Origin of the sequence: Nocardia sp. NPDC058114, assembly GCF_042884695.1 — a bacterium.
Taxonomy (GTDB): Bacteria; Actinomycetota; Actinomycetes; order Mycobacteriales; family Mycobacteriaceae; genus Nocardia.
Window position 1 is genome coordinate 1 of the sequence record NZ_JBHVTK010000005.1, and the last position, 24721, is coordinate 24721.

The following is a 24721-nucleotide window of genomic DNA, read 5'->3' on the forward strand; positions in this document are numbered from 1 at the left end:
ATCAGGTGCCGTTGCTTGCTCCTTCGTCGCGTACGCAACGGCACCTGATCGACGGGACGGCCGCGAACCCGGCCGCTGCGCGTCCGGCCCCTCCCTAAGGGTCGGGGGCGGGGGCGGGGCTGGGTGGGCGGCATGTTGGCGCGGTGGCAATAATCAAGGCATGAGTGAATGGAAGGCCTTTACCGTCGAGATCGCCGACAACGTTGCCCAGGTCACGTTGATCGGACCGGGCAAGGGCAATGCGATGGGACCCGACTTCTGGCGCGAGCTGCCCGAGGTCTTCGCCGAGCTCGACGCGGATCCGCAGGTACGGGCGGTGGTGGTGACCGGGGCGGGCAAGCACTTCTCGTTCGGTCTCGACCTGGCCGCGACTGCGGGCACGCTGGCTCCGGTGCTGGCCGACGACGCGAAGGCGGGGCCGCGCACGGAGTTCCTCAAGGAGGTCCGCCGGATGCAGGCCTCGGTGACGGCGCTGGCCGAGTGCACCAAGCCGGTGATCGCGGCGGTGTCCGGGTGGTGCATCGGCGGTGGTCTCGACCTGATCGCTGCTGCCGATATTCGTCTGGCCAGCGCGGATGCCAAGTTCAGCCTGCGTGAGGCGAAGGTGGCGATCGTCGCCGACATCGGGTCGCTGCAGCGCCTGCCCGGCATCATCGGCGAGGGCAATCTGCGGGAGCTGGCCTTCACCGCCAAGGACATCGACGCGGCCCGTGCCGAGCGGATGGGCCTGGTGAACGAGGTGTTCGCCGATCAGGAGGCCGTGCTGGCCGCCGCGCACGCGATGGCGCGCGAGATCGCGGGCAACCCGCCGCTGGTGGTGCAGGGCATCAAGGACGTGCTCGAGCAGCGGACCAGCCCGGCGATCGCCGACGGCCTGCGTTACGTGTCGACGTGGAACGCGGCGTTCCTGCCGTCGAAGGACCTGCCCGAGGCGATCGCGGCGGTCTTCGAGAAGCGCGCGCCGGAGTTCAAGGGTGAGTAAAGGCAGTTCAAACGGTTGCCACGGCGACCGTTCTGCCTACATACTTGCATCACACAACTAATTGATTGATGCAAGTAAAGGTAAACGTGTGAGTGAGAGTGAGCCCGCGATCGACGCGATCGCGATCCAGCTCGTGCGGCTGCACCGGCTGCGCGATCGGGCGATGGCCCAGATCAAGGACCACTCGGGGATCGACCCGGCGGGGTTCATGGTGCTGTTCCGGTTGGTGTGTGACGGGCCGATGCGCTCGGGCGCCCTCGCCGACGCGGTGCATTCGGACGCGTCGACGGTGAGCAGGCAGGTCGCGCAGCTGGTGGAGCGTGGCCTGGTGGTGCGCGCCGCCGACCCCGACGACGGGCGAGCCACCGTGCTGGAGGCCACCGACTACGGGCGCGAGACCGCCGACCGGATCCGGGCGCGGCGCCGGAATTCCATCGCCATCGTCACCGAGAACTGGTCCACCGACGATCGCGCGCTCTTCGCCGGGCTGCTGACGCGGTTCGTCGAGGACTACGACGCGGCCCGCCCGGTCCTGCTGGCCCAGCCGCCCGCACTGAGCACTACGGAGAACGTTTCGTGACGACAACCGCGGCCCCGGTGGAATCACCGGCAGGCTTCACCCATCGCCAAATCCTGACCATCCTGTCCGGGCTGATGCTCGGCATGCTGCTGGCCTCGCTCGATCAGACGATCGTGTCGACGTCCATCCGCACCATCGCCGACGATCTCGACGGCTACTCGCTGCAGGCCTGGGCCACCACCGCCTACCTGATCACCGCGACGATCAGCACCCCGCTCTACGGCAAGCTCTCGGACATGTTCGGCCGCAAGCCGTTCTTCCTGGCCGCGATCGGTCTGTTCATCGTCGGTTCGCTGCTGTGCACGCTGGCCACGTCGATGTATCAGCTGGCCGCGTTCCGCGCGTTCCAGGGTCTGGGCGCGGGCGGACTCATGTCGCTGGCGCTGGCCATCATGGGCGACATCATCGGACCCCGTGAACGCGCCCGCTACCAGGGCTATTTCCTTGCGGTGTTCGGCATTTCGAGTGTGCTCGGGCCCGTCCTCGGCGGGCTGCTGGCCGGGCAGGACACCATTCTCGGCATCACCGGCTGGCGCTGGGTGTTCCTGGTGAACGTGCCGCTGGGGCTGCTCGCCCTGGTGGTGGTGACCCGGGTGCTGCACCTGCCGCGCAAGCCGCACGCCACCCACCGCATCGACTTCGCGGGTGCGATCGTGCTCGCGGTCGGATTGGTTCCGCTGCTGATCGTGGCCGAACAGGGTCGCGAATGGGGCTGGAGCAGTAACTCTTCGGTGATCTGTTACGCGATCGGCGCGATCGGGCTGGCCGGCTTCGTCGTGGTCGAGAAGTTCATGGGGGACGCGGCGTTGATCCCGCTGCGGATCTTCGACAATGTGACGTTCGCGCTCGGCGTGGTGATCTCCTTCGTCGTCGGTGCGGCGATGTTCGGCGGCATGCTGCTGCTGCCGCAGTACCTGCAGGTGGTGCGCGGCGCCGGGCCGACCGAGGCAGGTCTGCAGATGCTGCCGATGGTGCTCGGGCTGATGACCGGTTCGATCGTCTCGGGTCGGCTGATCTCGAAGACCGGCCGCTACCGGGCATTCCCGATAATCGGCGCGATCATGCTGACGCTCGGGTTGTTCCTGCTGCACCTGCTCGACGCCGACAGCCCGCTGTGGCTGGCGATGCTGTTCATGGCGGCCACCGGCTTCGGCCTCGGCAATCTCATGCAGCCGCTGACCTTGGCCTTGCAGAACGCGCTGCCGCCCAAGGACATGGGCGTCTCGACCGCGTCGGCGACGTTCTTCCGTCAGATCGGCGGCACCCTCGGCGCCGCGGTGTTCCTGTCGATCCTGTTCTCGCTGCTCACCCCGAACATCACCACCGAATTGCAGCAGTCGGCGGCGGACCCCGCCTACCAGCAGGCCGTGATCGAGGGCGCGCAGAGCACCAACCCGGCGGATGCCGCGCTGGCCAAGGGCCTGCTGGCGCACGACACGTCGGCCGCGGGCAAGGTCCTCCAGGACAGCTCGATCATCCAGCAGCTCGACCCCGAACTCGCCAAGCCCTTCCAGGTGGGCTTCGCCGACTCGATGTCGACGGTGTTCCTCGTCGCCTCCGCGGTGGCGTTGATCGCCCTGCTGCTGGTGCTGTTCTGGAAGGAAGTTCCGCTGCGGATGTCGGGGGGAATCCAAGCCGACGGCGATGCCAAGGCCGCCGAAGGGGTGGGTGCGCTGGTCGACACCGCCGCGCAGTCCGCCGCGTCAGCCGGGGACCCGCGCGACGGGGACGAGGGTGGTCGAGTCCGAGCGGGTGCGCCCCCGGCATGATCATCGGGTGAGTCGATTCGGCAGCGGTGGTGTAGTGCGGCGGTTACGTCGTCTGCCCGCCGCTGTCGGCTATCTGCTGGTGGGCGGGCTGACCGGGGTGGCGTCGCTGTTCGCGGTGGTCGCGCTGGCGATCGTGGCGGCCGCGAGCCTGATCGGGATCGGGATTCCCGCGCTGCCGGAGGCGGTCAAGTTGATCCGGCCGCTGCTGGGGCTCGAACGGCGCAGGGCGGGCAGGTTGCTCGGCACGCCGATCGTGTCCGCCTACCGGCCGTTGACCGGCGACCTGCGTCATCAGCTCGCGACGCTGGCCGCCGATCCGGCGAATCGGCGTGATCTGGCCTGGCTGGTGCTGCACGCGATCATCGGATTGCCACTGGCCGCGCTGGCGGTGGCACTGCCGCTGAGCGCGGTACAGCATCTCGCCATCGCGAGTTATTGGAGTGCGCGGGCCGACGGCACGGTGTCCAGCGGCGGCATCGTCATCGATTCTTGGACCGCCGCCGTGGTGAGCGTGGCGGTCGGCATCGTCTACGGTGCCCTCGCACTGCGCGCGCCCGAGGCGGCGAACGCGCAGGCCCGAGTGGCAGGGGAGTTGCTCGCGCCGGACGAGAACGCCGTGCTGGCCGATCGGGTCGCCGAGCTGACCGTGACCAGGGCCGCCGCGTTGGACGCGCACGGTGCCGAACTGCGCCGCATCGAACGCGATCTGCACGACGGCGCCCAAGCCAGAATCGCGGCGGTGATCATGCAACTCGGACTGGCCGAGCAATTGCGCGACCGTGATTCCGCGGCCGCCGATCGGATGGTGCGGACCGCGCAGGACACGGCTTCGGCGGCCTTGTCCGAACTCCGCGATGTGGTGCGCAGCGTCTACCCGCCGGTGCTCTCGGATCGGGGCCTGAACAGCGCCGTCTCCGCGCTGGCCGCGCGCAGTCCGATCCCGTGCGTGCTCGAATCCAACGGCATCACCCGGCGGCCGATGGCGGTGGAAGCCGCCGCCTATTTCGTGATCGCCGAGGCCATCACCAACGCGACCAAACACTCCGGTGCCGACACACTGTCGATAGAACTGGGTGGGCCGCCCGATCTGCTCACCGTCGAGATCCGCGACGACGGTGTGGGTGGAGCGAGCGCGACCGACGGGGGAGGTCTGGCCGGCATCCGGCGCAGGGCCGAGGCGCTCGACGGGCAGATGACGCTGAGCAGCCCCGCCGGTGGGCCTACTGTGGTGCGGGTGGAGTTGCCGTGCGGGTCGTGATCGCCGAGGACGACGCCCTCCTGCGGGAAGGCCTCGTGCTGCTGTTGAAGACGGCCGGGATCGACGTGGTGGCCGCCGTCGACAATGCCGACGATTTCCTCGCCGTCGTCACCGCCGACCGGCCGGACGCCGTGGTGGTGGATGTGCGGCTCCCGCCGACCTTCACCGACGACGGCCTGCGCGCCGCGGTGCGTGCCAGGACCGTCCACCCCGGGCTGCCGGTGCTCGTGCTGTCGTCCTATGTGGAGGACAGTTACGCCTCCGAACTGCTCGGTGACGGTGGTGGTGGCGTCGGGTACCTGCTCAAGGAACGGGTCGGCAAGGTCGACCGGTTCCTCGAATCCCTGCACCGCGTCGCCGCCGGTGGCACCGCGATGGACCCGGAAGTGATCGCGCAGCTGCTGGTGCGCCGCAAGGTCGACGATCCGCTGTCCACGCTGACCGCCCGCGAACGCGAAGTGCTCGCGCTGATGGCCGAAGGACAGGACAACTCCGCCATCGCGGCACGCCTGGTCGTCACCGAAGGCGCTGTGCTCAAACACATTCGCAGCATCTTCGCCAAGCTCGGCCTCGCCGCCGACGAATCGGGCCACCGCCGGGTCCTCGCCGTACTGGCCTACCTGAACGCGCGCCCCGGATCGTCCTGACAGACCGGGTCGGTGTCGGGCAGCGTGCCGTCGCGGAGATAGGCGTTGACGGTCGTGTCGACGCAGGTGTTCGGGTAGTTGCCGTAGATCCAGTGCACCGCGACATCTTCCAAGGTCACCAGGCGTGACCCCGTCATTGCCCGGTGCATGACCCGCGCGCCCGCGTGGGGGGTGCGGGTGTCGTCGGTGGACTGGACGATCAGGCTCGGCACCGCGTTGCCGATCACGGTCGGCTGCTCGACCGGGGGCGCCCAGAACGCGCACGGCGGGATGTTGTTCGCGAACGCGCCGAACAGCGGTTGATCGGGTCGACTCGCCTCGATATTGCGCCAGTACCAGGCTGGATCGCGCGGTACTTCCACATCGCCGCACAGGACGGCCAACGCCGGTGAGTAGTCGCGTGGCCGCGCGGTGAGCATGAAGGCGAGCGAGGCGGCAAGCTCGGGTTCGGGCCGCACCTCGATGCCGTCGGCGGCATCGGCGAGTTGCCGGATCTGGCGTGCCAGCAGCGGATAGTTGCGTGGGTCGTCGAGCCCGCGGTAGAGCACCATCGGCAGGCTGTGTTCGTCGACGGTGAACTCGCCGATCCGGATCGGCCGGTCGTTCGCGCGGCGGACCATGGTCTGCACGGTCGACCTGACCGCGGAACGGTCCGCGCCGAAACGGAACTCGCCGTCGTGGGCGGCCACCCAATCGGCCCATCGGTCGAATGCCGCCTCGTTGACCGGGCCCATGGCACGGATCATCCCGACCGATCCGTAGTGCTCGGGGTCGACGGCACTGTCGAGGACGAACCGGTCGCTGCGCTCGGGGAACAGCTGGGCGAAGACCGCGCCGAGGTAGGTGCCGTAGGAGGTGCCGAAGTAGCTGATTCGTTCCTCGCCGAGGGCGGCACGGATGACGTCCATATCGCGGGCGGTGTTGCGTGTGGTGATGTGGTGCAGCCGAGGTCCCTCGTTCGTCGCGCACAGCGCGGCGAGTTCGGCATGCTGGGCCACGCTTTCGGCGAAACCGACGCCATCGAGACCGGCGGATTCCAGCCCGAATCCGTGCTGCCAGCGGCAGTTCACCGGGGTGGAGCGGCCGATGCCGCGCGGATCCATGCCGATCAGGTCGTAGCGGTCACGGACGTCGGAGCTCATCGCCTCGCGCACGTCGATCATGAAGTCGAGACCGGGAGCGCCGGGGCCTCCCGGATTGGACAGCAGCACGCCGCGACGTTTCGCCGGGTCCGTAGCGGGCAGCCGCGAGATGGCCACGGTCATCGTTTCCGCCTGTGGCGCCGAGTAATCCACCGGTACCCTCACCTGCGCGCACTGGGCGCCCGCCGGATCGAGACGCTGATCATCGCAGGACTGCCAGGTCAGCGACTGATGGCGAAAACGATCGAGCGGGTCGACATCGGCTGATGCCGTTGTGGCGGTGAGCAATCCGGCGGCCGTCGCGGCGACCGCGACGGCCAGGATCGCGCGTTTCATGAGGCGCAGACCACGGCGTCGAAGGCCCGCTCGACAACCTCTGCCTGGTCTTTGCTGTTCGGCAGCTCGTTCACGGTGATGGTCACCGCGACGCCGTCGGCTGTGACACCGGTGCGGGTATCGAAACCGGGGATGCTGCCACCGTGGGCGACGGTCGTCTTGCCACACGAGGTGGTCTGCACGACCAGGCCTAATCCGTAACCGGCCGAAGGCATTCGGTCGAACTGCACCGTCTGCCGCATCTGTTCCAGCTGTGCGGCGGGCAGCAACTTACCGTCCAGCAGTGCGAGGAAGAAGCGGTTCAGATCCGAGCCGGTGGCGATCATCGCACCCGCGGTATCGCCCCATGAGGGATCGAAGTCGGTGAAATCGACACGGGCGCCGTCGATTGCCTGATAGCCGCGCGGGTGTGGTGTGCGCAGGCCGATGTCGCCGGATGCGGGAAAGTAGGTGTCGCGCAAGCCGAGTGGCTCGATGATCCTGGTGGTGATCTCCGTGGCGGCGGGACGGCCGGTGACCTGCTCGATCAGCATGCCGAGCAGGATGTAGTTGGTGTTGGTGTAGACCGAGCGGGCGCCGGGTTCGTGCCGCGGCGGCATCGTCATCGCGATGCGGACCAGCTCGCTGGGCGAAAAGTGGCGCAGGCGGATGACTTCCGGGTCTGGCTCGATCTGCTGCGTGCCGGGGTCGGCACGCAGGCTGGGATCGCCGCCGGCCAGATAGTCCGGTAGCCCGCTGGTGTGCTGGAGCAGTTGGCGCACGGTGATGCGGTTGCCATCGTTGCCACTGCCCTGCACGACGCCCGGTAGGTACCGCTCGACGGGACCATCGAGTTCGACCTTGCCCTCGGCGACCAACTGCATGACCACGGTCGCGACGAAACTCTTGGTGTTGCTGCCGATTCGGACATACGCCCCGTCGGGAATCGGTGCGCCCGTCTCGATATCACCGACCCCCGCGGTGACGGTCTGTTCGCCGGCCGCGGTGGTGATCACAGCCTGGGCGCCGGGGAATCCGGCCTGCACCACCGATTCGAGCGCCTGCCGGATCTCCGGCCGACCCGGTTGCGCCGCCGTGGCGCTGTTCTCGGGGCCGCACGCGGTGACGGTGAGTAGTGCGAGCAGGCCGGTTCCGGCCGCGAAGGCACGCAGTGACTTGCTCGAAAAAGTGGTGTTGAGCTGCATGATTCGAGCCTAGGAACGAGCGGGCGCCGTGCCCATGCCGCGCACACCCGAATCGAAGGTGGTGCCTGCGCTACCAACCTTGGGGTGGGGTAGGTGAATCGACCAAGGGGAGAGCGAACCTACCCCTAGGGTTGGCTGTTCAAACCTCTGCGCCGCAATAACTTCGAGAAGTCGAAGTTGTCCGCGTCAGGAGAATCAATATGCGCATCAAATCCACCGTCGCCGCCGCCCTGCTGGCCGTCGCGACCGTCGCCGGGGTGTCGGCGGTCGGTGCGGGCAGTGCCGCCGCGGCGCCGTACGGAACGTATTACGGCACCTACTACGAGCTCTATCAGTGCCGCGCGGCCGGGGAAGATCCGTACACCGGCGGGTACTACTGGGAGTGCACGGAGAGCTGGGACGGCTGGGATCTCTACATCTGGTACTGACACCGAAACGGGAAGTCCGAAAACTCTTCGGACTTCCCGTTTTTCGTAGGTCTATCGGCTCAGTGGCCGGATTCCTTCAGCCGAGTGAAGGACTCGTCGATGATCTTCTCGGCCTCGGCGCGGCCGAGCCACTCCGAACCCTCGACGTACTTGCCCGGCTCGAGATCCTTGTAGCGCTCGAAGAAGTGCTTGATCGCCGACAGTTCGAACTCCGAGACGTCGCCCAGGTCCTGGATGTGATCCCAGCGCGGGTCGCCCGCGGGGACACACAGCACCTTGTCGTCGCCACCGGCCTCGTCGGTCATGCGGTACACGCCCACCGGGCGGGCCTCGACGATCACGCCGGGGAACACCGACTCGGGCAGCAGCACCAGCGCGTCGAGCGGGTCGCCGTCCTCGCCGAGGGTGTTCTCGATGAAGCCGTAGTCGGCCGGGTAGCCCATGGAGGTGTACAGGTACCGGTCGAGCTTGACCCGACCGCTCTCGTGATCGACCTCGTACTTGTTCCGAGAACCCTTGGGAATCTCGATGGTGACGTCGAACTCCACGCCATCTCCTTGCTCGTTCGAGTGCTGGTCTGTGCCGAATCGCCAGATCGTTCTGGGGAACCGTTGCGCAACGAGGATAGTGTGGTGTGCTGGTACACCGGTGCGGCAGGCGGCTGTAGTCGCGCAGTCGAGGCGTGTCGGTCGGCGTTGAGGGAGACACTGTCGTGGTCGATGCAGGCGGCAATCCGGGATCACCGGTGCAGGGGCGCCGGAGGTCCCGCTGGATCTGGTTGTCGGCAGTGGTCGTCGCGCTACTGGTGATCGCGGGCGGTTTCGCGGCGATCGCGCAGCCGTGGACGCCGGAATTCCGCCACGGCGGACTCACCGTGGCGCCGCCGCCGGACACGGGTCAGGTGTTTCCCGAGGTGGCTCCGGCCCGATCGGACGCGCCCGCGCCCACGGTGGCGGGCATCGCCGCGGCGCTCGCCGCGGTGGTCGGCAACCCTGATCTCGGTGCGTTCGCGGGTCAGGTGACCGATCCGGGCAGCGGGACGGTGCTGTGGAGTCAGGAGCCGGCCAAGGCGATGATCCCGTCGTCGACGGCCAAGATCATGCTGGTCGCGGCCGCATTGCTGACCTTGCCCGATGATCAGCGGGTGACCACCAAGGTGCTCGCCGGTGCGCCCGGCGAGCTGGTGCTGGTGGCGGGCGGGGACCCCACGCTCACCACACGGGCAGCGGGCGGCTACTACACCGACGGTGCCCGGATCGCGGATCTGGCCGCGCAGGTGCGGGCCGCGGGCCGCCAGGCGAACGCGATCGTGGTCGACACGTCCGCCTACTCGGGGCCGACCATGGCCTCGGGCTGGGACCCGATCGACATCCCGGAAGGGTCGATCGCCCCGATCGAGCCGATCATGCTCGACGGTGGCCGGTTCGACCCCTCGGCCGACTATTCCCCGCGCACCGCGAATCCCGCGCTGGACGCCGGGCGAGCGCTCGCCGCCGAGCTGGGTATCGATCCCGCCGCGGTGCGAGTGGGACCGGCCGCGCAGACCGGCGCTCAGATCGCGAAGGTCGAATCGGCCCCGCTGCGGGTTCGCTTGCACGACATGATGATTCACTCCGACAATGTGCTGGCCGAGACCATCGGACGTGAGCTGGCGGTGGCGTCGGGCCAGCCCGCCTCCTTCGCCGGTGCGGTCGCCGCCACCACGGCCGCCCTGTCGACGGCCGGATTCGATATCGCCGGACTGCATCTGGCCGACAACAGTGGGCTCTCCGTCGACGACCGGGTGACCCCGAAGCTGCTCGATTCGATCATCGCGACCGCGGCGGAACCGACCGGCAACGCCGCATTGGTACCGGCCGGAACACAGGCCAGGCCCGAAAACGACCCGCGCGCAGCGGCTCTCGCGCCGATGCTGGACTACCTGCCCGTCGCGGGCGGCACCGGCACACTCGCGCCGCGCTTCGTCACACAGAACCGGCAGGGTGCGGGGTGGGTGCGCGCCAAGACCGGAACTCTGAGCGTGGCCAGCGCGTTGGTCGGATATGTACTCGACCGCGACGGGCGGGTACTCACTTTCGCACTCATGTCGAACGACCGATTGCCGGAGCAGAGCAGGCCGGCGCTCGACGCGGTGGCGGGTGCCCTGCGCAACTGTGGATGCTCGTAGAGAACGGGTGACTATGACCGACAAGACCGAGCGCAAGAGTTCCGGGTTCAGCGGAGCTGTGGACTGGCGGCTGGCCGCGCGAACCGGGGCGGTGCTCGCTCCCTCCGGGCCGCGCGTGTCCCGGCAGACGGCCGAACAGGTCGTCGCCGAGCTGGCGTCTGCCTCGATACTGGCCGAACTGCCGGTGCGTGAGGTCAGTGGGCTGCTCGACGACCGGCCGGTTCCCGAGGCGCGGATCGTCGACCGGCCGGGGTGGATCTCCGCGGCCGCCGATTCGATGGCTGTGCTCACCGGCATCGAATCCGCCGACGGGGGCAAGTTCGTCGGGAAACCCGCGGGTGTCCAGGCGGGGACCATGCTGGCGTTCCTGTCGACCGCGATTCTCGGGCAGTACGACCCGTTCACCGGCGAGGACGGCACCTTGCTGCTGGTCGCGCCCAATATCCTCGGCGTCGAGCGTGCGCTCGGCGTCGATCCGAGCGACTTCCGGCTCTGGGTGTGCCTGCACGAGGTGACACACCGGGTGCAGTTCTCGTCGGCGCCCTGGCTGGCCGGGTACATGCGCACCAACGTGGACATCTTGAGCGAGGTCGGCGAGGAACCGATGAGCGAGATGCTCACCCGATTACTGAGCGAGGTGCGGTCGCGGCGCAACGGCGACAACACCGACGATCCGAACAGTCGAGGGGTGGTCGGACTGTTGCGTGCGGCCCAGGCGCCGCCGCAGCGCGAGGCACTGGATCGACTGTTGATGCTCGGCACGCTGCTCGAAGGGCATGCCGATCATGTGATGGACGCCGCCGGGCCCGCTGTGGTGCCGACCGTCGCCGATATCAGGGCCGCGTTCGATCGACGTCGACAGAAGCCGTCCAATCCGATCCAGCGGCTGCTGCGGGCCCTGCTCGGCGTGGACGCGAAGGTCGCGCAATACGTACGGGGCAAGAAGTTCGTGGACGCGGTGGTCGAGCGGGTGGGGGTCGCGGAATTCAACACGGTGTGGACGAACGCCGACACGCTGCCGTTGCTGGACGAGGTCGACGATCCGGAACGGTGGATTCGCCGGGTGCTGGGATAGGTCTCGGTAACCTGCACACGTGACTTACGCGGACGGTCGACCGCCGAGCAGGGCCGCGCAGCCTGCTCGTGAATCGCGGCTGCCGTCCGATGATCGCGAGGCGATTGTTCGGTGTGGCCGATGACATCGCCTCGTCCGATGCGCCTGCCGGAGACAGCGGCGGTGCTCGCGGTGCGGCGGGGTGTGCGCGAGTGGGTGGCCGCGCACGGTGGGCGGGGGCCGGTGGTTGTGGGGTTGTCCGGCGGGGCGGATTCGCTGGCCTTGGTGGCCGCCGCCGTTGTCGAGGCGGGTGCGGTGACCGCGGTGGTCGTCGACCATCGGTTGCAGGAGGGGTCAGGGGCGGTGGCCGAGCGGGCGGTCGAGCAGGCGATGGGGCTCGGGTGTGTGGGGGCGATGGTCGTGCCCGTCGAGGTCGGGCGTGCGGGGGGTGTGGAGGCGGCGGCTCGGGCGGCTCGGTACGCGGCGTTGGAGTCGGTACGGGACGGGCGGCCGGTGTTGCTCGGACACACGCTCGATGATCAGGCCGAAACGGTGCTGCTCGGGTTGGCGCGCGGCTCGGGCGGGCGGTCCATTCAGGGGATGGTGGCGTGGAATGCGCCGTGGGGGCGGCCGTTGCTGGGTGTGCGGCGGGCTCAGACGGTGGGGATGTGCACCGATCTGGGGATCGAACCGTGGGACGATCCGCACAACGTCGACCTCAGGTACACCCGCGTGCGGGTGCGCAACGAAGTACTGCCACTGCTCGAGGACGTCCTCGGCGGTGGGGTCGCGCAGGCACTCGTCCGTACGGCCGAGCAGTTGCGTGCGGACGGCGCGGTGCTCGATGTCTACGCGGCCGAGTTGCTGCGGAATGCGCGTTCGCACCGCGCGAGCGCACGTCCCGATGGCGCCATGGCGCGCCGTCCCGATCTCGATGATCGATCCGGCTCCGGTGGCTGCGACGACACTGATCGACCCACGCTGTCGATCGAGATCCTGGCCACTGCCCCGCCCGCGTTGCGTCGCAGGGCGGTGCGCGCCTGGCTTGCGGACGAGGGCGTGAGCGGGCTCATGAACGCCCATTTACAGGCGATCGACGAGCTGGTGAGTAATTGGCACGGACAGGGCGGGGTGGCGGTGGCGGGCGGCTCGAGGGACCACAGGTTGGTCGTGACGCGCGAACATGGCACGCTGGCGGTGCGAGCACAGCCGCGCATTTGATGCCACGAAGGGACACCCACTTCCGTGTACGGAGACGACATCGCATCGGTGCTGATCACCGAAGACGAGATCAAAGCCAAGATCGAGGAACTGGCCGAGCTCGTCGCCAAGCGATACCCGCCCGATTCCCCCGAAGGTGACCTCCTGCTGATCTGCGTCCTCAAGGGCGCGATCTTCTTCATGACCGACTTCGCCAGGGCGCTGTCGATCCCCACTCAGCTCGAATTCATGGCCGTGTCGTCCTACGGTTCGTCCACCTCGTCCTCGGGCGTGGTGCGGATCATGAAGGACCTGGACAAGGACATCGCGGGCCGTAACGTCCTGATCGTCGAGGACATCATCGACTCGGGCCTGACCCTGTCCTGGCTCAAGCGCAACCTGTCCACCCGCAACCCGGCCTCGCTGGAAGTAGTCACCCTGCTCCGCAAGCCCGACGCGCTGCGCACCCCCGTCGACGTCGCGCACGTGGGCTTCGACATCCCCAACGAATTCGTCGTCGGCTACGGCCTCGACTACGCCGAGCGCTACCGCGACCTCCCCTACATCGGCACCCTCAACCCGGCGGTGTACTCGTAATCTTGGAGCGCTGGCGCGCTCGAGTTCGCGCCCCCGGCGGTCCCGCCGATCAGGTACCGCTGCTTGCTCCTTCGTCGCCTACGCAACGGCACCTGATCGGCGGGACGGGCGCGAACCGCCGACTGCGTCGGCGGCCCCTCCTCGAGGTCGGGGCGGTCGGGGTTGGGGATCGACGACTCTGATCAAGGCCCGGATATCGGCGTCGATCGCGCGGAACAGCGCGTACGAGCCGAGGAAGGCCACGACGCTGCCGAGGTAGACCACACGCAGCGAGACCATGGTCGGCAGCAGGTCCTCGGTGGGCAGCAAGGTAATGGCGACCATCGCGATCAGCGGGATGGACGCGGCGACCGCCAGATACCAGCCGCAGCGCCGCAGGAGTCCGCGCAGCGCCGCGGCATCGGTGTGGAACCGGTGGCCTTGCTGCAGGAAGGCCGGGTAGGCGCAGCGGACCATGTAGAAGGTGATGAGGAAGAACGCGTAGGTCGCCGCCACGGCGCAACCGATGGCGTTCGACGTCAGAAATTGCACCGTGGTGCGCGTCTCCAGCTCACCGGTGCTCACCTTCACCGTGGCGGGCAGGATCGCGGCCGCGGTGACCCAGAACAACACGGCGACGACAACCGCCCGGTCACCCAGGTACAGCGATTGCCTGCTTGCCAGGCCCAACGTCGCGGTACCCACGCGCCGCCCGGCCCGTAACGCGCGTGGTACCAGGATCGCGTGGCGGGACAAATAGACCAGGATCACCGCGCCGAGCGCGAAAGCCATCACGTTGGTCACCACCGAGACTATGTGCAGCGCTTCGCGAGCGGCGGGCTCGAGCCGCTGCACCAGCAGGCCGGAGTTCTGCCAGGTCTTGTATTTCACGGCGAGCGCGTTGGGTACCGCGATCGCCAGCGTCATCAGCGCAACCATGAAGGGCCGCAAGCGAATTCGGTAGGAACCGGCAGGCGGGTCGACCAGGTCTCTGCCGCGCGGGTCCAGGCAGAGGTCGAACTGTTCGGCGAGGACGGTGCCGTCGGGCCAGCGGTCGTTTCGGTCCGGCTCGAGGCAGCGCAGCAGCACCCGGCGAAGTGCGGGCGGACAGTCCGGCGGGAGTTGCTGCAGCGCGGAATTACCGACGCCCGTGCTGCGTGCGGAGAGCATCGCTTCGAGTCTGGTTCGATCGCCGCAGTCGGGGTCGTCGGCGCCGGTGTCGTCGAACGGCTTGGTGCCGGTGAGCAGTTCCCACAGCAGCACACCCAGTGAGAAGAGATCGGAGCGTGCTTCGAGGTCGGCGGCGCTGCGGTCGTAGCCGGGATGGCTGGCCTCGAGCTGCTCGGGTGACATGTACGCCAGCGACCCGCCGAAATACGAGAGCGGGCTGGTCCCGGCGGTCTCGCTGAAGCTGATGTTGAAATCGGCGAGCTTCGGCACGCCCTCGGCCGTGAGCAGGACATTCGCCGGTTTCACGTCACGGTGCAGCACACCCCGATCGGCCGCGTGATCCAGTGCCGCGGCCAGGCGCCGACCCAGCCAGGCCACGGTGTCGGGCCAGCTGAGGTGGGCGATCTCGCGCCGCACGCTCGAATCCGCCGGCCGGATCTCGCCCTTCTCCGTCATCGCCGCGTCGATCGCGTCGAGCAGGAGCCGACCGTCGCGTTCGGCGGGCGGGGTCGCGCGGACCCAGCGCAGCAGGCCGAGCAGGGTGCCGCCGGGCAGGAACTGCATGTACAGCAGGCGCAGCCGAGGCGACCCGTCGCCGGGTGGATCGAGGACGAGCTGATCGAACACGCGCACGATGTAGTCGTGGTCGAGCTGGGCCAGGGTTTGCGGCTCGGTACCGCTGTCGGCGGAGATCTTCACCGCGACCAGACGTTGCATCGACCGTTGCCTGGCGAGGAAGACCCGGGCGAACGCGCCAACGCCGAGCTCGGTCAGCAGCTCGAAGTCGCCGACGCGGTCGCCCACCTCGAACCGGTCGAGCCCGCGGCGATCGGTGGAGTGCATGGTGGCGGTGCGGTCGAGCGAGGGGCGGGTCGCCTCGGTGATGACAGTCGAGCTCACGACGGGTCATACGCGCGGACCCGCACGGAAGTTCATCCGCGCCGCAGATCGTCAGCTGACGACGCGTTCCAGGGCTTTCAGATCGGCTTCGAGCGCGCGGAAGAGCAGGTAGGAGCCGATGAAGGCGACGATGCCGCCGACGCAGAGCACCCGGACGGCGACGATCACGGCCGGGATATCACCGGGCGGGAGGAAGGTGACGCCCGCGACGGCGAGGAGGGGGACCGAGGCGGCCACCGCGAGGTACCAGGTGCAGCGGCGGCTCAGCTCGCGCAGCCAGGTGCTGTCGTCGGTGCTGATCTCGCCGTGGCGAAGGAAGATCGGGTAGATGCAGCGGACCAGGTAGAACGTCACGAGGAAGAACGGGTAGGCGACGGCGATCGCCCCGCAGACCAGCAGGGATGCGAGGAAATGGACCACGGCGTGGCCGGGGACATCGCCGGCGGCCAATTGCAGTGCGATCGGGAAGGTGAGTCCGGAGATCGCCCACAGCGAGAACACCACGATCACCACCCGGTCGCCGATGCGCAAGGTGTCGTGTCTGGTGCGGCGCAGAATCTGTGGGTCGTAACGGCGGCCATGGCGAAGGCCGCGCGGCACGGAGAGCACGAAACGGGCGAGGTAGATGAGCACCGCGGCCCCCAGCGGGAAGAAGACCACGTTCACGCCCGCCGTGATCACGACGAACGATTGCTGGGCCGACTCGCTGAGCCGACTCACCACCAGATTCTGGTTGTGCTGGATGTTGTACCAGGAGGCGAGGGCGTTGGGGATGCCGATCGCCAAGATCATCACCAGCAGCGGCCACTTGCGCCACACCATCCGCCAGCTGTTCGGCGGCGGGTCGACGAGGTCGCGGGCCCGGGCGTCCAGACACAGATCGAACTGCTTGGCGAGCACCGCGCCTTCGGCCCAGCGACCCGACCTGTCCGGGTCGAGGCAGGTCAGCAGCACCCGGCGCAGGGCAGCGGGGCAGTTCGCCGGAACCCGGTCGAGCGCGGCGGGATCGACGCCGCCGGTCCGTCGCTCGAGCATGGCCTCGAGGGTGGTTTCGTCGCCCCGGCCCTCGGCCGCGGCGGTGTCGTCGTCGAACGGCTTCGCACCGGTGAGCAGTTCCCACAGGACCACGCCGAGGGAGTAGATATCGCTGCGGGTGTCGAGGTCGGCGGCGGTGCGGCTGAGGCCGGGGTGACAGGCCTCCAGCTGTTCGGGCGACATGTAGGCCAGCGAACCGCCGAAGTAGGCCACCGGGCTGGTGCCCTCGACGGTGCGGCTGAAGCTGATGTTGAAGTCGGCGAGCTTCGGGACGCCCTCGGCGGTGAGCAGCACATTCGCCGGTTTCACATCACGGTGCAGCACACCGTGCGAGGACGCGTAGTCGAGCGCCTCGGCCAGCCGCCTGCCCAGCCAGGCCACCGTTTCCGGCCAGCTCAGGGCGGCGATCTCGGCGCGCACGCTCGAATCGGTCGGGCGGATCTCGCCCTTCTCCTCCATGGCGGCGTCCACGGCGTCGAGCAGCAGTTTGCCGCTGCGTTCGGCGGGTGGGGTCGCGCGGACCCAGCGCAGCAGACCGAGCAGGGTCCCGCCGGGCAGGAACTGCATGTAGAGCAGGCGCAAGCGCCGCGACCCCGAGGGCGCCGAGTCGGTGTCCATCAGTTGCTGGTCGAACACGCGCACGATGTAGTCGTGGTCGAGCTGGGCCAGCGTCTGCGGCTCGGTACCGCGGTCGGCGGAGATCTTCACCGCGACCAGACGCTGCATCGACGTCTGCCTGGCCAGGAAGACACGCGCGAAAGCACCGGAACCGAGCCCGGTGAGCAGCTCGAAATCGCCGATGCGCTGGCCGATCTCGATGCGGTCGAGCGGCTCGAACGCGCCGGGATTCGAGAGTGCGTCCGTCGACGACGTCGCGGCCGAGGTGGCGGTCGCGGTGAGGTCGAGCTGCGGGCGGGTCATCTGGGTACTACGAGTCGAGTCCGCCGTTTGGTTCATCGTCGCGTCGGGATCGTCGGTCCGGTGGGTGCTCTGGTCGAGTTCCTCGGTGTTGAGCAGGCCGCGCAGACTGGCCGCCTGCTCCGGGTACTCGCGCAGGCACTCGCGCGGGTCGACACGTTCGCCGCTGTGCCTGCGGATGACGAATTCCTCGAACACCAGCCCGGCGGGCAGCGTGGCAACGTCGAGTTCGGGGAACTCGGCGCAGTAGTTGACCAGCCGCTTGCGGTCGATGCCGGTGCCTGCGTGGTGCAGCCAGCGATGGCGCAGGTCGACCCGGATCAGCTCGTGCAGCGCCTGCGCGCGCAGGGTGGCCGCGTCGGGGAGGAACTCGGCGATGTCGGGCGGGCGTTCGTCGACCGCGCCCCACGCGGCGGCGAACGCCTCGACCATGTCGACGCGCACATTCGTGGCCCGACCGGCCGTTGCGTCGGGTTGTTCCCCGCTTCCGGTGTTATCGCTCATCAACCGACCTAAAGAGTTCGCGCGGATCGGTGCGAAATTCATTCCGCCACACCCACCGCCATCGCCGGAGAGCTGTACTTGAAATGATAACTTGCGCCTCTAGAGCTGATCACCCGAATTTCGACGACCATGCGACGGGGGCGAATCCGCAGATGAACGAAGACCTCACAGCGGTAGCATGGGAGTCCGTCGACGACGACGGCGTAACGGACGCTGAGGTGACGATGGACTCGTCTCGCCCTCCTGCCGACGAATACCCCATCGGCGGCCCCGCCGCGGCGCTGGCCGCCCGGGTCCGTGCGGGCACCATCACGCCCGCCGACGTCACCGCCGACGCGCTCGCCCGAATCGGTTCGGAGAATCGCAAGATCAACGCCTTCACGGTGGTGCGAGCCGAGCGGGCCAGGGCCGAAGCGCGGGAACTGGCCGCCCGGCAAGACCTCGACGAGCTGCCGCTGGCCGGTGTGCCGGTGGCGGTGAAACAGAACATCGCGGTGGCGGGCGAACCGACCCGGGCCGGTTCGGCGGCCACCTCCGCCGAACCGGCGAGCGTCGATCACCCGGTCGTGGCCAGGCTGCGCGCCGCAGGCGCGATCGTTGTGGGGTTGACGGCGATGCCCGAGCTCGGTTTGTGGGCCAGTACCGACTCCGCGGGGTGCGTCACCCGCAATCCGCGTGATGTCGGCCGGTCGACGGGTGGATCCTCGGGTGGTGCTGCCGCGGCGGTGGCCGCCGGACTCGTGCCGATCGCGCACGGCAACGACGGTCTCGGCTCGATCCGGGTGCCGGCCGCGGCATGCGGGGTCTTCGGGATCAAGCCGGGTAGACACGTGGTGCCCGCGCAGATCGGCGCCGATTCATGGGCGGGACTGGCCGAGAACGGCGTCCTCGCGACCACGGTGTCGGACGCGGCGCTGGCGCTGTCGGTGCTGGCAGGCCGTTCCGACCTGGCCGAACTACGCAAGCCACAGCGACTACGCATCGGACTGGCCGTGGCTCCGCCGTCGCGTCTGGTCCGGATGGATCGGCATTGGACGGCGGCGGCGCGCACCGCGGGTGCGCGCGCGGCAGTGGCCGGGCACGAGGTGCAACCGGTGGAACTGCCCTACGGCGACACGGCGCTGTTGATGCTGCTGCGCTGGCCGAGCGCGGGCCTGGCCGACGCCGACACACTCGAGAACCCCGAACTGCTCCAGCAACGCACCAAACGTCACCTGGCGATCGGCCGGGTGATCCGGCGACTCGGCCTGGTCCGCCCCAGCCAGATCGACCGGACCGAAGCCAGGCTGCTCGAATTCTTCGAGGACTTCGACGTGGTGATCACCCCGACGCTCGCCGCGCCACCGCCCAAGGCCAGGCAGTGGAGCGGGCGCGGGTGGGCCGCGAATGTCGTGTCCTCGGCGCGCTACGCGCCGTTCACCGGACTGTGGAATCTGCTCGGCTGGCCCGCGGCGTCACTACCGATGGGCACCCATCCCGAAGCGCACACCCCGTTGGCCGCGCAGCTGGTCGGTCCGCCGGGCAGCGAGTCCACCTTGCTCGGTCTCGCCGCCCAACTGGAACTGTCGAACTAGACCGCGATCGGCTGCGGCTGCGGTGTCGGCTCGGAGAAACCACCGTCGACGGCGCGACCGGCGAATTCCAGAATGGTCGGGCGCGTGTCGTCGGCCCGCCATGCCACCGCCAGCTCACACGGGGTGAGCCCGGCGACCGGACGCGCGGTGAGCCCGGGCCAGCGGTACATCGGCACGTTGTTCTCGGCCAGCAGGCACACGCCGAGGCCGAGGCTCACGGCCTCGAGCTTGTCCTCGGGGGTGGCCGCCTCGGCGCCGATCTTGGCCGCCTTGCCGCCACGGGCATCGTTGCCGAGCCAGAAGTCGCGGACCGCGCCCGCCTCGGTGGGCAGGGCGACGAAGGGCTCGTCGAGCAGATCGGCGAATTCGATGCTGTCCTGCTCGGCCAGCGGATGCGACTCCGGCAGCAGCACCCAGCGCGGCTCGGTGCGCAGCACCTGCCAGCGATAACGGTTGGGGTCGGGCAGCGGCAGCCAGACCAGCGACAGGTCGGCCTGTCGACCGGCCAGGCCACTGGAGGGGTCGTTCCACGACGCGGCGTGCAGGGCGAGGCGGTGACCGCTCGCGCTCTCGAGGTCGTTGAGCAGACCCCGGCCGAGCGCGGACTGGATTCCGACGCGCAGCACCTCGCCTGCTTCCTGGAGGGACACGTTGGTCACCTCCCACAGCTCGAGGATCTTGCGTGCGCCTTCGAGCAGTTCCTTACCGGCGACGGTGAGGGCGACACTGCGCTGGTTGCGGTCGAACAGGACCACGTCGAGCTGGCGTTCGAGCTGGCGGATCTGGCGTGACAACGTCGGCTGAGCGATATGCAGCCGCTGGGCGGCGTTCGTGAAATGCAGTTCCTCAGCGACGGCGACGAAATACCGCAGATCGCGCAAATGCGGGTCCATAGCACCTTGCTATCAGAATCGGTCGGGAAAATCCAGCCAAAACGGGCAAGGAAGTTCGCGGAAGTGGATCAAAACAGTCACCAGGTTGGTATCGCACAGCATATGGCCTGACATGGTGAGCTGCACCATCGGATTGTCTATTGTTCGTGGCGATCTGCCACCGAGTGGATCGACGTCATATCTGGGCGGCTGACCAGCGAAAATGCGTCGCTGTTCACATCACCTGCTCCGATGTGGGCCGCACCGCGCCGCTGTCGTGCGCGCCGAAAGGTGCCGCTGACCACGGCGACCGTGACCAGCAACTTCGTCGAAGTGATGTTAGTCACAAACAAGTTTCGAAGCGGTGAATCCGGCTGCGCACCAACAGGTGTCGCAGCCGGAATCGACTACTTGCTCTTCTTGAGACGCAGCACCGCGGGCAGGTCGATTCGGCGCATCCCGCGCGCACCGGCCGCCCGCATCGCCGCGACCGCGACGACCAGCTTGTTCATGTCGTAGGGGTACCAGAACAATTCCTTGCCCATGGTCGGCAGCTTCGGCTTCGTCATCGCCTGCGCGCGACAGTATTTCCGCAGCCCCGACGCGCCGCCCCAGCGTGCGCCGACGCCGGACAGGCCCCAGCCGCCCATCGGCATCGCGGGATTGAACAGGTTCGAGAACACGTCGTTGATGTTCACCGCGCCTGTGTTCAGCTGCCTGGCCACGCGTTCGCCGCGCGCCTTGTCGCCGGTCCACACCGACGCCGAAAGCCCGTAGATCGAGTCGTTGGCCATCCGGATGGCCTCGGCCTCGTCGGCCACCTTCATCACCGGCAGCGTCGGGCCGAAGGTCTCCTCGGCGACGCACGACATCGAATGGTCCACATCCACGAGCACAGTCGGCTCGAAGAAGGTGCCGACGCCGGTGCGTTTGCCGCCGGTGGTCACCCGGGCGCCCGCCGCCACCGCCTCGTCGACGTGGCGCTGCACGATCAGCACCTGATTCTCGTTGGCGAGCGCGCCGACGTCGTTCTTCGACTCGCGATCGTCGGCGCCCTGACGCAAGGCGGCGACCGCGGCGGTGAGCTTGGTGACGAACTCGTCGTAGGCAGGCGCTTCCACGTAGACCCGCTCGACCGAGATGCACACCTGCCCGGCGTTGAACATGCCGCCGAAGGCGATGCCGTGCGCGGCGCGGTCCAGGTCCGCGTCGGCGAGCACGATCGCCGGGTCCTTGCCGCCGAGCTCGAGGCTGTAGGGCACCATCCGCTCCGCGCAGGTGGCCGCGATCTTGCGACCGGTCGCGGTGGAACCGGTGAACTGGATGTAATCGGCGTTCTCGACCACCGCCGCGCCGGTCGCGCCCGCGCCGGTGACCACCTTGAACACCGGCGGCGCACCGATCTCGGCCCAGCCGCGGGCCAGCTCCACCGCGGACAGGGGCGTCACCTCCGACGGCTTGAGGATCACCGCGGCGCCGGCCGCCAGCGCGGGGAACACGTCGATCGCGGGCATCGCGAGCGGGAAGTTCCACGGCGTGATCACTCCGACCACGGGATAGGGGCGGTAGGCCACAGTCAGCGACTTCACCCGCGCGAGCGGGCTGTGCGGCGACGGGTGCTCGTCGGCGAGGAACTTGCCCGCCCGGCGCGCGTAGTAGCCGAGAATGTCGACCGCGAACGCCGGATCGATGATCGCGTCGACGCGCGGCTTGGCGGTCTCGGATTGCAGCACCGCGGCCAGGTGCTCGGTGTTGTCGATCAGCCAGTCCTGCATCTTCAGCAGCCACTGCTTGCGCCCGGACGGCCCGATCGCTTCCCATTCTGGCTGGTAGAGGCGCAGTTCGCGGACCGCGGCCGCCACGTCGTCCGGTGTGGTGACCGGTACGGTGCCGACGAGTTTGCCCGTGGCCGGATTGTGTACTTCGATCACCGCGACGTCTTTGTCGAGTTCGCTCATCGGTCGTTCTCCTCGTGCGTCTGCTGAATTCGGTTCACCGACTATCGCGGCGCGGCCAAGAGGAAGTGGCGTGCCTGCTCAGACAATTAGAACACGTTGCAGTTCTGGATCGAGCTGATTCCTACGGTGCTTCGCTGGCCTCGTTCTCGCGCGCCGCGATCCGGCGCAGCGGTGGCTCGGTGGGCGGCGGGACCCGGCGATCGGGGAGTTCGGCCAGCAGTGCCGTGGTAGCCGCGGCGATGGCCGCGACAGCCTTGTCGACCGCGGGTTTCGTGGCGCTACTCAGGCCGGAGATGCCGCCGACTTTGCGCACATATTGCAAGGCGGCAGCGTAGATCTCCTGCTCGGTGGCGGCAGGCTCCAGACCACGCAAGACGGTGATATTTCTACACATGTCAGAACCATAGACCTGTGAGGCATGACACGACAGGCGAAGAATAGGGGGATCTGAAAATCTCGTGATGCACGTGAGATTCGCACGCCACCCGTGATCGCGGTCACGGCACTAGACTCGGCCGCATGCCTGCCAGGGGAGTACCAGCGCTGACCACATTTCCCTACCCGGAACTGGACGAGCGCGAAGAAGATCACTGGTCGGGTGCGGGGGTGAGCGACGACGAACTGCGCGCGCTCGCCCTCGGCGCCTTCTACTCCACCCGCTGGGACGCCTTCCACGACGCGATGTTGCTCGGCCCCGAGCGTGAACACCCGCTCGGCGACCGCCGCGAACTCGCCATCGACACGCTCACCGGCGCCTGGGGCATCACCGACGGCACCGAAGCCCGCGCCTCGATGGAACAGTTGCTCGAAGGCATGCACGCGCCGTTGTATTCGCTGGTGCATCCGCTGGTGATGGCCTCGGTCAACGCCAGCGAGCGCGACCGTTTCGGTGAGCGGGCCGACAAGCAGCGCGCGTTCCTGCGGCAGGTCGGTTCGTTTCGGGGGATGGACAATCCCGAGGCGCTGGTGCGCGATTACGACATCTGGGCCCAGGCCATAAAGATCGGCTTCACCGATCATCTCTCGCGCCCGTTACCCAACGACATCCACGCCTGGGATCTGGCCCGCGTCGTCGCGGTGGCCCGCATGGCGTTCACCGCGGGCTACATCGACGCCGACGTGGCATGGGAATACTGCATGCGCGCGCTGGTGCCCGCGCAGCGCCGCTACCGCAACTGGCGCCAGTTCGGCGACGCCTACCTCACCGGCTGGACCTACTGGCAGGCCACCGAGGACCTCGCCGAACTGAAGAACGGCGGCGTCGACCGCCGGATGGAACTGGTGCGACTATGGACCCGGCCCACCAGCCCGTGGCGGCGGATCGAACTCAACGAACCGGAGCAGAAGGCGGAAACCGAAGCGGCCGAACCGAATTGAGCATTCGGTCCGGCCACCGGCACTACAGGCTGCGCAGGATACCGCGGCCGTAGCGCTGGAATTGCGTGTCGTCGACCATGCCGAGCGAATGCCGCTCGACCAGTAATTCCCATTCCGCGTAGAGCTGGTTGACACCGGGGTCGGCGGGACCGGCGGCGCCGTCGGCAGCCTGCCTGCGGATGGCGAAATTCACCGCGCAGGTGACCCGTTCGGTGTCGGCGCGATCCACGCCCGCGAAATGCAGCGTGCGATTGCCGTCATTGATATCGATGCCCGATCCGCCGTGGCGCGTATCCACCTCGCCGGGCGCCGAGCGCGCGCCTTCGACGGTGCGGGCGCCGAGAATCGCGGCCACCGCCAATTCGAAGGCATAGCGCTCGCCGCTGCCGATGGAGATGAACAGCACGCGGGAAGTGGTCGCGGCGAGCAGGCCGATGCCCGATCCCGCAGGCGGGGCGGCAACGGCGATGGCCGTTTCCAAGACGTATTCGTCAGGCGTGACATACCGGTTCAGCGCGGTGACGGCCGAACGCGCGTCCTTGCGCGGCGCCATCCGGCGCACGGCGCGCTCGACATCGGCGCGGGTGGGACCCGACTTGCCCCACTCGGGAGCGGGCGGGGTGAGATCCGGCGCGGCCACGTCGATGCGCTGGGTCACCATGATCTGGTCGTTGATCCGGTCGACGATGCCGAGGGCGGCAGGCACGTCGTGCTCGGCGATGAGCACCGGAAGGGGAGTGCGGTCGGCGGGAACGCCGGTGAGGACCGCCGTGGGATAGCGCAGATAGATCTCGATCACCACCGCTTCGTCGGCGCGCCGATTGAGGCGCACCTTGAGCAGGTCGGCAATGGGAACGTCGAGAACACGTTCGCCGTCGGTACCCGGCCGGAGGACGACGAGCCGTCCACCGCCGTGGCGCAGAATCGCTGTGGGTGTTCGTAGCTCGACGATGTCTATACCCCCTGCGCTGTAGTTGTGTCGTCGCCCACGATAAGGCGGGCATGACATGATTGTGGCCACTTGCCACAACCCGGTCGGAGCGTTCGGGAACCTCTTGCGTTCTCCGGCCGTTTACCAGTGCAACTGCAC

The 24721-nt window shown here is 68.3% G+C and carries 21 protein-coding genes; 12 read left to right on the forward strand and 9 right to left on the reverse strand.

All coding sequences use genetic code 11. From position 1 onward, the window contains the following. Positions 1-160: 160 nt before the first annotated feature. The 5 genes from ACFVVI_RS19435 to ACFVVI_RS19455 all read left to right on the forward strand — a co-directional run bounded on the left by ACFVVI_RS19435 (position 161) and on the right by ACFVVI_RS19455 (position 5236). Complete coding sequence (locus ACFVVI_RS19435; protein WP_379295914.1) at positions 161-982, forward strand: crotonase/enoyl-CoA hydratase family protein; 822 nt, start codon at positions 161-163, stop codon at positions 980-982. Positions 983-1070: 88 nt separating this feature from the next. Continuing rightward, complete coding sequence (locus tag ACFVVI_RS19440) at positions 1071-1562, forward strand: MarR family winged helix-turn-helix transcriptional regulator (protein WP_378990785.1); 492 nt, start codon at positions 1071-1073, stop codon at positions 1560-1562. Beyond that, positions 1559-3331, forward strand: a complete 1773-nt coding sequence (locus ACFVVI_RS19445; protein WP_378990783.1) for an MDR family MFS transporter — start codon at positions 1559-1561, stop codon at positions 3329-3331. Before ACFVVI_RS19440 ends, ACFVVI_RS19445 begins: the two co-directional genes overlap by 4 nt. 7 nt (positions 3332-3338) lie before the next feature. Next, the gene (locus ACFVVI_RS19450; RefSeq protein WP_387446185.1) at positions 3339-4589 is read left to right on the forward strand and encodes a sensor histidine kinase; all 1251 of its coding nucleotides are present in this window, start codon (positions 3339-3341) and stop codon (positions 4587-4589) included. Continuing rightward, positions 4577-5236, forward strand: a complete 660-nt coding sequence (locus ACFVVI_RS19455; protein ID WP_378990780.1) for a response regulator transcription factor — start codon at positions 4577-4579, stop codon at positions 5234-5236. The genes ACFVVI_RS19450 and ACFVVI_RS19455 overlap by 13 nt, the downstream gene beginning before the upstream one ends. Here the strand turns inward: ACFVVI_RS19455 and ACFVVI_RS19460 are convergent. Together ACFVVI_RS19460 and ACFVVI_RS19465 are read right to left on the reverse strand one after the other, a co-directional pair. Beyond that, positions 5206-6714 (reverse strand): alpha/beta hydrolase, encoded by a 1509-nt coding sequence (locus ACFVVI_RS19460; RefSeq protein ID WP_387446186.1) that lies wholly within the window; start codon positions 6712-6714, stop codon positions 5206-5208. The two genes, ACFVVI_RS19455 and ACFVVI_RS19460, sit on opposite strands and share 31 nt — an antisense overlap. Continuing rightward, positions 6711-7898, reverse strand: coding sequence for a serine hydrolase domain-containing protein (locus tag ACFVVI_RS19465; protein WP_387446188.1), 1188 nt, complete (start codon positions 7896-7898; stop codon positions 6711-6713). The genes ACFVVI_RS19460 and ACFVVI_RS19465 overlap by 4 nt, the downstream gene beginning before the upstream one ends. Before the next feature lie 200 nt (positions 7899-8098). On the opposite strand from ACFVVI_RS19465, the gene ACFVVI_RS19470 reads away from it, so the two are divergent. Next, positions 8099-8326, forward strand: coding sequence for a hypothetical protein (locus tag ACFVVI_RS19470; RefSeq protein ID WP_378990774.1), 228 nt, complete (start codon positions 8099-8101; stop codon positions 8324-8326). Positions 8327-8385: 59 nt separating this feature from the next. Here ACFVVI_RS19470 and ACFVVI_RS19475 read toward each other — a convergent pair whose 3' ends face one another. Then, a complete protein-coding gene (locus ACFVVI_RS19475) occupies positions 8386-8874 on the reverse strand; it encodes an inorganic diphosphatase (protein WP_062991391.1) in 489 nt (162 codons plus the stop codon). A gap of 164 nt (positions 8875-9038) precedes the next feature. Between ACFVVI_RS19475 and dacB the strand changes: the two genes are divergently transcribed. From dacB to hpt, 4 genes are all read left to right on the forward strand, one after another. Beyond that, on the forward strand, positions 9039-10493 hold the full coding sequence (dacB, locus tag ACFVVI_RS19480; protein ID WP_387446190.1) for a D-alanyl-D-alanine carboxypeptidase/D-alanyl-D-alanine-endopeptidase: 1455 nt from the start codon (positions 9039-9041) through the stop codon (positions 10491-10493). A 13-nt stretch (positions 10494-10506) separates the two neighbouring features. Then, the gene (locus ACFVVI_RS19485) at positions 10507-11568 is read left to right on the forward strand and encodes a zinc-dependent metalloprotease (RefSeq protein WP_378990770.1); all 1062 of its coding nucleotides are present in this window, start codon (positions 10507-10509) and stop codon (positions 11566-11568) included. Between the two features lie 138 nt (positions 11569-11706). Then, the gene (gene tilS / locus ACFVVI_RS19490) at positions 11707-12768 is read left to right on the forward strand and encodes a tRNA lysidine(34) synthetase TilS (protein ID WP_387446531.1); all 1062 of its coding nucleotides are present in this window, start codon (positions 11707-11709) and stop codon (positions 12766-12768) included. A 24-nt stretch (positions 12769-12792) separates the two neighbouring features. Further along, positions 12793-13344 (forward strand): hypoxanthine phosphoribosyltransferase, encoded by a 552-nt coding sequence (gene hpt, locus ACFVVI_RS19495; protein ID WP_056819061.1) that lies wholly within the window; start codon positions 12793-12795, stop codon positions 13342-13344. 78 nt (positions 13345-13422) lie between these two features. Here the strand turns inward: hpt and ACFVVI_RS19500 are convergent, their stop codons facing one another. Beyond that, the gene (locus ACFVVI_RS19500; protein WP_387446191.1) at positions 13423-15393 is read right to left on the reverse strand and encodes a protein kinase; all 1971 of its coding nucleotides are present in this window, start codon (positions 15391-15393) and stop codon (positions 13423-13425) included. 51 nt (positions 15394-15444) lie between these two features. Then, entirely contained in the window at positions 15445-17850 is a 2406-nt protein-coding gene (locus ACFVVI_RS19505; protein ID WP_378990766.1) for a protein kinase, read from the reverse strand. Positions 17851-18074: 224 nt separating this feature from the next. Between ACFVVI_RS19505 and ACFVVI_RS19510 the strand changes: the two genes are divergently transcribed. Then, positions 18075-19424 carry an amidase gene (locus ACFVVI_RS19510; RefSeq protein WP_378990765.1) on the forward strand — a complete coding sequence of 450 codons (1350 nt, stop codon included), beginning with the start codon at positions 18075-18077 and terminating at the stop codon, positions 19422-19424. On the opposite strand, the gene ACFVVI_RS19515 is transcribed toward ACFVVI_RS19510, so the two are convergent. From ACFVVI_RS19515 to ACFVVI_RS19525, 3 genes are all read right to left on the reverse strand, one after another. Then, positions 19421-20317 carry a LysR family transcriptional regulator gene (locus ACFVVI_RS19515; RefSeq protein ID WP_378631508.1) on the reverse strand — a complete coding sequence of 299 codons (897 nt, stop codon included), beginning with the start codon at positions 20315-20317 and terminating at the stop codon, positions 19421-19423. The two genes, ACFVVI_RS19510 and ACFVVI_RS19515, sit on opposite strands and share 4 nt — an antisense overlap. A gap of 386 nt (positions 20318-20703) precedes the next feature. After that, complete coding sequence (locus tag ACFVVI_RS19520) at positions 20704-22254, reverse strand: aldehyde dehydrogenase family protein (protein ID WP_387446193.1); 1551 nt, start codon at positions 22252-22254, stop codon at positions 20704-20706. Positions 22255-22375: 121 nt separating this feature from the next. Continuing rightward, positions 22376-22648, reverse strand: coding sequence for a DUF2277 domain-containing protein (locus tag ACFVVI_RS19525; RefSeq protein ID WP_378990763.1), 273 nt, complete (start codon positions 22646-22648; stop codon positions 22376-22378). 125 nt (positions 22649-22773) lie between these two features. On the opposite strand from ACFVVI_RS19525, the gene ACFVVI_RS19530 reads away from it, so the two are divergent. After that, a complete protein-coding gene (locus ACFVVI_RS19530) occupies positions 22774-23631 on the forward strand; it encodes a DUF1266 domain-containing protein (RefSeq protein WP_062991379.1) in 858 nt (285 codons plus the stop codon). 22 nt (positions 23632-23653) lie between these two features. Here the strand turns inward: ACFVVI_RS19530 and ACFVVI_RS19535 are convergent, their stop codons facing one another. Then, a complete protein-coding gene (locus tag ACFVVI_RS19535; protein WP_378990762.1) occupies positions 23654-24640 on the reverse strand; it encodes a hypothetical protein in 987 nt (328 codons plus the stop codon). Positions 24641-24721 lie beyond the last annotated feature (81 nt).

Bases quoted from the DNA above. Each gene is read 5' to 3' on its own strand.
- ACFVVI_RS19435 (WP_379295914.1), top strand. From the start codon at position 161: ATGAGTGAATGGAAGGCCTTTACCGTCGAGATCGCCGACAACGTTGCC.
- ACFVVI_RS19460 (WP_387446186.1), bottom strand. From the start codon at position 6,714: ATGAAACGCGCGATCCTGGCCGTCGCGGTCGCCGCGACGGCCGCCGGA.
- ACFVVI_RS19465 (WP_387446188.1), bottom strand. From the start codon at position 7,898: ATGCAGCTCAACACCACTTTTTCGAGCAAGTCACTGCGTGCCTTCGCG.
- ACFVVI_RS19470 (WP_378990774.1), top strand. From the start codon at position 8,099: ATGCGCATCAAATCCACCGTCGCCGCCGCCCTGCTGGCCGTCGCGACC.
- ACFVVI_RS19485 (WP_378990770.1), top strand. From the start codon at position 10,507: ATGACCGACAAGACCGAGCGCAAGAGTTCCGGGTTCAGCGGAGCTGTG.
- tilS (WP_387446531.1), top strand. From the start codon at position 11,707: ATGCGCCTGCCGGAGACAGCGGCGGTGCTCGCGGTGCGGCGGGGTGTG.
- ACFVVI_RS19505 (WP_378990766.1), bottom strand. From the start codon at position 17,850: ATGAGCGATAACACCGGAAGCGGGGAACAACCCGACGCAACGGCCGGT.
- ACFVVI_RS19510 (WP_378990765.1), top strand. From the start codon at position 18,075: ATGGACTCGTCTCGCCCTCCTGCCGACGAATACCCCATCGGCGGCCCC.
- ACFVVI_RS19515 (WP_378631508.1), bottom strand. From the start codon at position 20,317: ATGGACCCGCATTTGCGCGATCTGCGGTATTTCGTCGCCGTCGCTGAG.
- ACFVVI_RS19520 (WP_387446193.1), bottom strand. From the start codon at position 22,254: ATGAGCGAACTCGACAAAGACGTCGCGGTGATCGAAGTACACAATCCG.
- ACFVVI_RS19525 (WP_378990763.1), bottom strand. From the start codon at position 22,648: ATGTGTAGAAATATCACCGTCTTGCGTGGTCTGGAGCCTGCCGCCACC.
- ACFVVI_RS19530 (WP_062991379.1), top strand. From the start codon at position 22,774: ATGCCTGCCAGGGGAGTACCAGCGCTGACCACATTTCCCTACCCGGAA.
- ACFVVI_RS19535 (WP_378990762.1), bottom strand. From the start codon at position 24,640: ATGTCATGCCCGCCTTATCGTGGGCGACGACACAACTACAGCGCAGGG.